This window comes from Acidisoma sp. 7E03 (genome assembly GCF_054665075.1).
This window is the reverse complement of the sequence record NZ_BAAFHE010000009.1, coordinates 125300-132160: the sequence shown is the minus strand read 5'-3', so window position 1 is coordinate 132160 and position 6861 is coordinate 125300. Positions and strand designations below refer to the sequence as shown.

The window sequence follows — 6861 nt, the reverse complement described above, 5'->3', positions numbered from 1 at the left end:
CGGAGAGGCGCGGGGGCGCCTCTCCGCCGCCTCACAGGCCCACGGCCTTCATGCCTTCGGGGGCGTAGCGCTCCCCGGCGACCGCGGAGGCCGGGAGGATCGCGTCGATCTCCGCGAGCTCCGCCGCGCTCAGGGTGATCTCGGTCGCACCGAGATTCTCGTCGAGATACGTCCGACGCTTGGTGCCTGGGATAGGAATAATGTCCTCTCCCTGCGCCAGGACCCATGCCAGGGCCAACTGCCCCGGCGTGCAGCCCCGCGCCTCTGCGACAGCGCGGATCTTCGCCGCGAGTTCCATGTTCTTGGCGAAATTCTCGCCCTGGAAGCGGGGCGAGGTGCGGCGCCAGTCGTCGGGCTCAAGATCCTCGACACGCTGGATCTGGCCGGTGAGGAAGCCACGGCCGAGCGGGCTATAAGGCACGAAGGCAATGCCCAGCTCCCGCGTGACCATTAGGATTTCGGTCTCAGGTTCGCGCGACCAGAGAGAATATTCCGTCTGCAGTGCCGCGATCGGATGCACGGCATGGGCGCGGCGGATCGTCTCCGGCCCCGCTTCCGACAGGCCGAGATGCCGCACCTTGCCTTCCCGCACCAGTTCGGCCATCGCGCCCACCGTCTCCTCGATCGGCACGCGCGGATCGACCCGGTGCTGATAGTAGAGGTCGATCACCTCGAGCCCAAGCCGCTGCAGGCTCGCCTCACAGGCCGCCTTCACATAGGCCGCGTCGCCCCGCACTGGCCCGCGCTTGCCCTCGGAATCCCAGGTGTTGCCGAACTTGGTGGCAATCACGACGTGGTCCCGCACCGGGCCGAGCACGCGCCCAACCAGGGTTTCGTTGGCACCGAAGCCGTAGACGTCGGCGCTGTCGAAGAAGGTGACGCCGCGTTCCACCGCGTGCCGCAGGGTCGCGATCGATTCCGCCTCGTCCCGCCCGCCGTAGAAGGCCGACATGCCCATGCAGCCGAGCCCGAGCTCGCTGACGAGGGGCCCGTGGGTCCCAAGCTTGCGCTGTTTCATCGTCTCAGCCTTCCGGGAAATCGGCGCCGCGCGTGGTCTCTTCCCAGGCGTCGATGTCGGCCGCGACCTGGGCGAGCTTCTCGCGCGCGCCGTCCAGCGCCATCTGGCCGAGCACGAGACGCAGCGGCGGGTTCGGCGCCGCCACGACGTCGATGATCGCCTGCGCCGCGCGCACCGGGTCGCCCTTCTGGCTGCCGCTGTAGTTCGCCATCATGCGCAGCCGGGCATGCACCGTGCTGTCGTAATCCTCGATCACGGTCTTGGAGCGGATCAGCGAGCGGCCGGCGAAATCCGTGCGGAAGGGCCCGGGCTCGACCAGCAGAACCTTGATGCCGAGCGGCGCCCCTTCCTGCGCGAGGGATTCGGACACGGCTTCCACCGCATGCTTGGTCGCCGAATAGTAGCCGCTTCCGGGGAAGGCGCGCAGCCCCGCGATGGAGGAAAGGTTGACGATGAAACCTGAATGGCGCTGCCGCATGCCGGGCAGAACCGCCTTGGTCATGTCGATCAGGCCGAAGACGTTGGTGTCGAACATGGTTCGCACCGCACTGTCCTCACCTTCCTCGATCGCCGCCATGTAGCCGTAGCCGGCATTGTTCACGAGCACGTCGATACGGCCGAACTTCTCCTCGGCCTGGCGCACGGCGTGGCGGATGGCATCCTGGTCGGTCACGTCGAGGGCAAGGGCGAGGGCGCGGTCTTCGTGGCCCTCCACCAGGCCGCCGATCTTCGTGACGTCACGCGCGGTCGCCACCACCGCATAGCCCTGCCGCAGCAGCAGCCCGACCAGATCGCGGCCGAAGCCGGTGGAGCAGCCGGTGATGAACCAGACCGATTTGTCCTGGGTCATTGGGATTCCTTTCCTATGATGGTCGCGCTCAGCGATCGACCATCGCCATGCGGGATTCATTGTAGCGCGGGCCGGCGATCTTGCCGGCGCCGAGGGCCGCTTCCAGCGTCGCCATGTCCTCGGATGTCAGGCGGATCGCCGCCGCGCCGATGTTCGCTTCCAGATTGCGGACGTGGCGAGTACCAGGGATAGGAACAAAATCCTCGCTCTTATTGAGGATCCAGGCGAGCGCGATCTGCGCGGCCGTCGCACCCCGGGCCTCCGCAAGCTCCCGCACGGCGGCGGCCGCTGCCATGTTGGCGTCGTAATTGGCGCCCTGGTAGCGCGGATCGCCATGCCGGAAGTCGCTCTCCGGATAGTCTTCGGCGCGCTTCGCCTGGCCCGTCAGGAAGCCACGGCCGAGGGGCGAGAAGGGGACCAAGCCGATGCCGAGGTCCTTCAGCGCGGGGATCACGTCGGCCTCCAGATTGCGCTCCCAGAGCGAATATTCGCTCTGCACGGCGGTCACCGGCTGCACGGCATGGGCGCGGCGGATGGTGCCGACACCGGCTTCGGAGAGGCCGAAATACTTCACCTTGCCGGCGCGGATGAGGTCTCCGACCGCGCCGGCCACCTCTTCGATGGGGACGTTGCGGTCAACCCGGTGCTGGTAGAGCAGGTCGATGCGATCGGTACGCAGGCGCTTGAGGGACGCCTCCACCACGTTCCGGATCTGCTCGGGGCGGCTGTCGGTGCCGATCGGCTTCCCATCCTCGATGCGAAAGCCGAACTTGGTCGCGATCGTCACCTGGTCCCGCCGGCCTTCCAGGGCACGGCCCAGCAGTTCCTCATTGGCGAAGGGCCCGTACACTTCGGCGGTATCGAGGAAGGTGCAGCCCAGGTCGATCGCGCGGTGGATGGTCGCGATCGACTCCGCTTCCACCGCCGGCTCGTAGGATTGGCTGAACCCCATGCAGCCGAGACCAATCGCGGACACGGTCAATCCTTGGCGGCCCAGCCGCCGTGTGCCCAGAGTCATGTCGTTGTCCTCACAGCATTTCGAGGGCGCGCTTGCGGCGCGGCGGAGGAAAGGCCTGGTCGATCTCGGCGAGATCGGCCGCATCGAGGGCGAGGTCGAGCGCGCCGAGATTCTCGTCGACCCGCTCGTGCGTCGCCGTCTTCGGAATGGTGGCAACGCCTGGATGGCGCAGCCCCCAGGCCAGAATTACCTGGCCGGGCGTGGCCCGATGCCGCTCGGCGACCCGGGCAATGGCCGGATGCCTCAGCACGCGCCCGGACTGGCCGAAGGGCGTGTAGGCCATGATGGGAATGTGCCGGGACTGGCAATAGGGAAGAAGACTGAACTCGATCCCCCGCGATTGCGGGTTATACAGCACCTGGTTCGCGCTGCATTGAACCGTGGCCGGAATATCCTCCATGTCCTCGACGTCGAAATTGGAGACGCCCCAGGCACGGATCTTGCCCTCGGCGCGCAGCTCTTCGAAGGCGGTGACCGTTTCTTCCACCGGCACGCCGCCGCGCCAGTGCAGCAGGTAAAGATCGAGATGATCGGTGCCGAGGCGCTTGAGGCTCGCCTCGCAGGCCCGTCGCGTGCCCGCCGCATCGGCGTGGCTCGGCGCCACCTTGCTGACGAGAAAGAGCCCGTCCCGTCGGCCGCGGATCGCCTCTCCCACCACCCGCTCCGAGCCGCCCTGTCCGTAGATCTCGGCCGTGTCGATCAGCGTCACGCCAAGGTCGATGGCGCGCTGGATGACCCGCACCTCCTCGGCCTGCGCCGCCCGATCCTCCCCGAAGCGCCAGGTGCCGAGGCCCATGACGGGCATGGCCCGCCCGTTCGGAACGGCAATCTCTTTCATCCTTGCGCCTCCTCAGCCATACGCAGGAGGCGGAGGAAGTTGCCGCCCCACAGCGCCGCGATCGCCGCGCGGTCATAGCCGCGGCGGATCAGTTCGGCGGTCACGGCCGGGGCCTCGCTCGCATCGTGGAAGCCGACCACGCCGCCGCCGCCATCGAAATCGGTACCGATGCCGACATGGGCAATCCCCATGCGCTGCACGGCGTAGTCGATGTGATCGACGAAATCGGCGAGCGTGACTTCGCTTTCCTTCCGCCCGAGCTTGAGGAAGAACGAGACGAGGGTGATCTGCGCCAGCCCGCCGGTCTCGGCCAGCCGGTCGAGCTGCTCGTCGTCGAGGTTGCGGGGATGGTCGCAGAGGGCGCGGCAGCAGGAATGGGTGGCGAGCACCGGGGTCTCGGACAGCTGCGTTGCCTCCATCATCGCCGCTTTCGCGACGTGGGAGACGTCCACCATCATGCCGAGCCGGTTCATGCGCTGGATGGCGGCGCGGCCGAGATCGGAGAGGCCGCCATGCAGCGTCTCGCCGTCGCCGAGGTCGCGCCGCGGCACGGCGGAATCGGACAGCGCGTTATGGCCGTTATGGGTCAGCGTCATGTAGCGCGCGCCGAGGTCGCGAAACCGGTTCAGCCGGTCCAGGTCGAGACCCATGGCGTGGCCGTTCTCCACGGCCGGGATGATGGCGGGGGCACCGTCCAGCCGGGCAGCTTCGATCTCGGCGACGGAGGTGGCCAGGCGCCCCGCGATCCCCGCCGCATTGTCGCCGGCTTCGCCCATGCCACGGATGGCGCCCAGCATGGCGACGGCGCGGGCGTAGGCCATCTCGAAGCCTTCCGCGTCCCGCTTGCCCTGCGGCACGTAGGCGGCGAAGCAGCCTGCCCCCATGCCGCCGCGCCGCATCTTCGGCAGATCGACGCGGCGGGGGCCGTCTTCAAAGGCGCTCGGGCCGGTGGGCCAGGGAATGTCGATATGGCTGTCGATGGTCAGCAACGCATCATGCAGCTGCCGATCCGTCATCATCATGGGAGCATCGTTCATGGCGGCAGGCTTCGCCGCCCCGGCTGATCCGTCAAGGGCGTGCGCAGGTCTGTTGCCACGGCACGCTATTTCTTGATCGCCGGTGTTCCCGGCACCGCCTGTCCCGGCTTTCCCTGCCGCACCTGGGATTTCACCGCCGAGACCAACTCTCCGCATTTGTGCGGATCGCCCACGCCGAAGTCGATGGTCGGCAAGATTGCAAGCGGCGCCGCGAGAAAGCCAAGGGCCGCGGCCAGCCCGCCACGGGCTGCCAGCTCCTTCACGCCGATGCCGATCGCGGGTTTACCGAGCGTGCCACCGATGCGGATCGGCGCAGGCAGGTTGCCGATGCTGAAGCCCTTCGATCTCGTTTGAATTTCGAAATTGATTACCTCGCTCTTGAGGTTCATCGCACCGGTGCCGCCGATCAGCGCCTCACCGGTATCGACCAGCAGCGCCTGGGTGGTGACCTGCCCCTGGCGCAGGTCGAAATCAGCAATCATGCAGTTGACCGGTGTCTGGTTCGGCACGCCCAGGGCGGAGAGAAGGGCTTTGCCGAATTCGAGGCCGGACAGATCGATGAGCAGGGCGCTCAGGCTGCCGCCTGCCATGTAGATGGCGAGCCCGCCATTGCCGTCCCCCAGGATGGTCGCAGCCGAATTGCCGGTGCCGTCGATCGTCGCGCGGCCACCGATGGCGCCGGCACCGCGGAAGGCATGTGTCGCCGCCATCAGGCGGGAGACGTCCACCTGGTCGAAATGGACGTCCGCCTTGAGCTTGACCCGCTTGTCGCTGACCGGGGAGATCGCGATGTCGCCCTGCACGCGCCCGCTGCCGATGGTGAAGATCAGCGGATGCAGCCGCACTGCGCCATCCACCACGTCCATGGTGACGATCAGGCTGTCGAGCGGCAGGTTGCGGCCCTCGATGTGATGGCCGTTGTATTTCAGGTGGATGTTGGCGGCGTCGAGCTTGGGCAGGTTGATCGGGGCCGTCGGCAGAAGGCGGCCGGACCGGGCGCCACTCGCCGCGGCCTGGCGCTGTGCGGGCGTCGCCGTCTTGGTCGTCGCGCGGCCCGGATTGGTGCCGAGGAAGCCGCCGAGATCGGCGAGGTCCACCCGGCGGGACTGCAGATCCATCGTGACCTCGGGCTTCTTGCCCTCGGGCTCCTCGACGATCGTGCCCTCGAGGTCGCTGTTGCCGACGACGCCGTGGAAATTGTCGAAGCGGATGCGGCGCGTCGCCGTCTCGTAGTTCAGCTTGCCGGTGATCTTGTAGGCAGGGGTCTTGGGGATGGGAATGCCCGTCAGCGGATAGAGGTCCGCCATGTTCGCCCCCTGCAGCGTCAGGTCGAGATCGGTGCCGGCGAAGGCCAGCGGGTCCTGCACGGTGCCGGCCAGGGCGACCTTGGTGTCGCCGTTGGCGATGTGGAGGTCGATCGGGAACGGGGTCTGCTTGTCCGTCACCGACAGCAGCGCCCCGGTCAGCAGGGCGGCGGTGATCGGCTGGCCGGCATAGGTGCCCTTGGCCTTCGCGCGCACTTCCGTTGTCTGGCCGTGATCGGCGATGACACCTTCGGCCTTCGCCGTCTCGATGTCCGCCGTCATGTCGGCCTTGAGCTTCGGTATGACGGCGTGCAGCCGGCCATCCTCGATCGTCAGGCTGCCGAGCTTGGGCGAGGGGGAGGGCTTTTCGCCGGGCGCCGTCTTCGCGGGCTTCAGGGCCAGGGTGTAGTTGTTGTGGCCGTCGGGCAGTTGCCGCAGTTCGAGTTCGGGGCCCGCGACGTCAATCACCGGGATCGAGAGAATGCGGTGATGGAGATAGGCCATCACGTCGAGGGTGATGCCGAGATGGGCGATGCGGGCGAGGGGCGGAGTATCGCCCGGGAAATCCTTCGGATTCTGCACCACGACGCCATCCGCCGCGATCCGCGTCTGACGGCCGAGGCGCACATGGAGATGGGTGATGTTGACCGGCCGCCCGAGCGCAGAGGAGGCTTGCGCCTCCACCAGGGGGATGAACCAGTCCCAACTCCAGAACAGGATGAGAAGGAGGATGACGAGGAGTGGCACGCCCCCGAAAAGCGAAAGCCTCCGCCAACCCCGTCTTGTCATCCTGCGA

6 protein-coding genes are annotated in these 6861 nt (G+C 67.4%); all 6 read right to left on the bottom strand.

Features of this window, described 5'->3' with window-relative positions:
• Nucleotides 1-31: 31 nt before the first annotated feature.
• A complete protein-coding gene (locus tag ACYQ6W_RS15140; protein ID WP_459676446.1) occupies nt 32-1018 on the bottom strand; it encodes an aldo/keto reductase in 987 nt (328 codons plus the stop codon).
• Nucleotides 1019-1022: 4 nt separating this feature from the next.
• Nucleotides 1023-1868, bottom strand: a complete 846-nt coding sequence (locus tag ACYQ6W_RS15135) for an oxidoreductase (RefSeq protein ID WP_459676443.1) — start codon at nt 1866-1868, stop codon at nt 1023-1025.
• A gap of 28 nt (nt 1869-1896) precedes the next feature.
• Nucleotides 1897-2844: an aldo/keto reductase gene (locus tag ACYQ6W_RS15130; RefSeq protein ID WP_459676441.1), complete on the bottom strand. Its 948-nt coding sequence runs from the start codon at nt 2842-2844 to the stop codon at nt 1897-1899.
• Nucleotides 2845-2896: 52 nt separating this feature from the next.
• The gene (locus ACYQ6W_RS15125) at nt 2897-3724 is read right to left on the bottom strand and encodes an aldo/keto reductase (RefSeq protein ID WP_459676439.1); all 828 of its coding nucleotides are present in this window, start codon (nt 3722-3724) and stop codon (nt 2897-2899) included.
• Entirely contained in the window at nt 3721-4740 is a 1020-nt protein-coding gene (locus tag ACYQ6W_RS15120) for a dipeptidase (protein WP_459676624.1), read from the bottom strand. Before ACYQ6W_RS15120 ends, ACYQ6W_RS15125 begins: the two co-directional genes overlap by 4 nt.
• An 86-nt stretch (nt 4741-4826) precedes the next feature.
• The gene (locus tag ACYQ6W_RS15115; protein WP_459676437.1) at nt 4827-6854 is read right to left on the bottom strand and encodes an AsmA family protein; all 2028 of its coding nucleotides are present in this window, start codon (nt 6852-6854) and stop codon (nt 4827-4829) included.
• Nucleotides 6855-6861 lie beyond the last annotated feature (7 nt).

Coding starts and splice junctions, on each gene's coding strand:
- ACYQ6W_RS15135 (WP_459676443.1), bottom strand. CDS start 1,868: ATGACCCAGGACAAATCGGTCTGGTTCATCACCGGCTGCTCCACCGGC.
- ACYQ6W_RS15140 (WP_459676446.1), bottom strand. CDS start 1,018: ATGAAACAGCGCAAGCTTGGGACCCACGGGCCCCTCGTCAGCGAGCTC.
- ACYQ6W_RS15125 (WP_459676439.1), bottom strand. CDS start 3,724: ATGAAAGAGATTGCCGTTCCGAACGGGCGGGCCATGCCCGTCATGGGC.
- ACYQ6W_RS15115 (WP_459676437.1), bottom strand. CDS start 6,854: ATGACAAGACGGGGTTGGCGGAGGCTTTCGCTTTTCGGGGGCGTGCCA.
- ACYQ6W_RS15120 (WP_459676624.1), bottom strand. CDS start 4,740: ATGACGGATCGGCAGCTGCATGATGCGTTGCTGACCATCGACAGCCAT.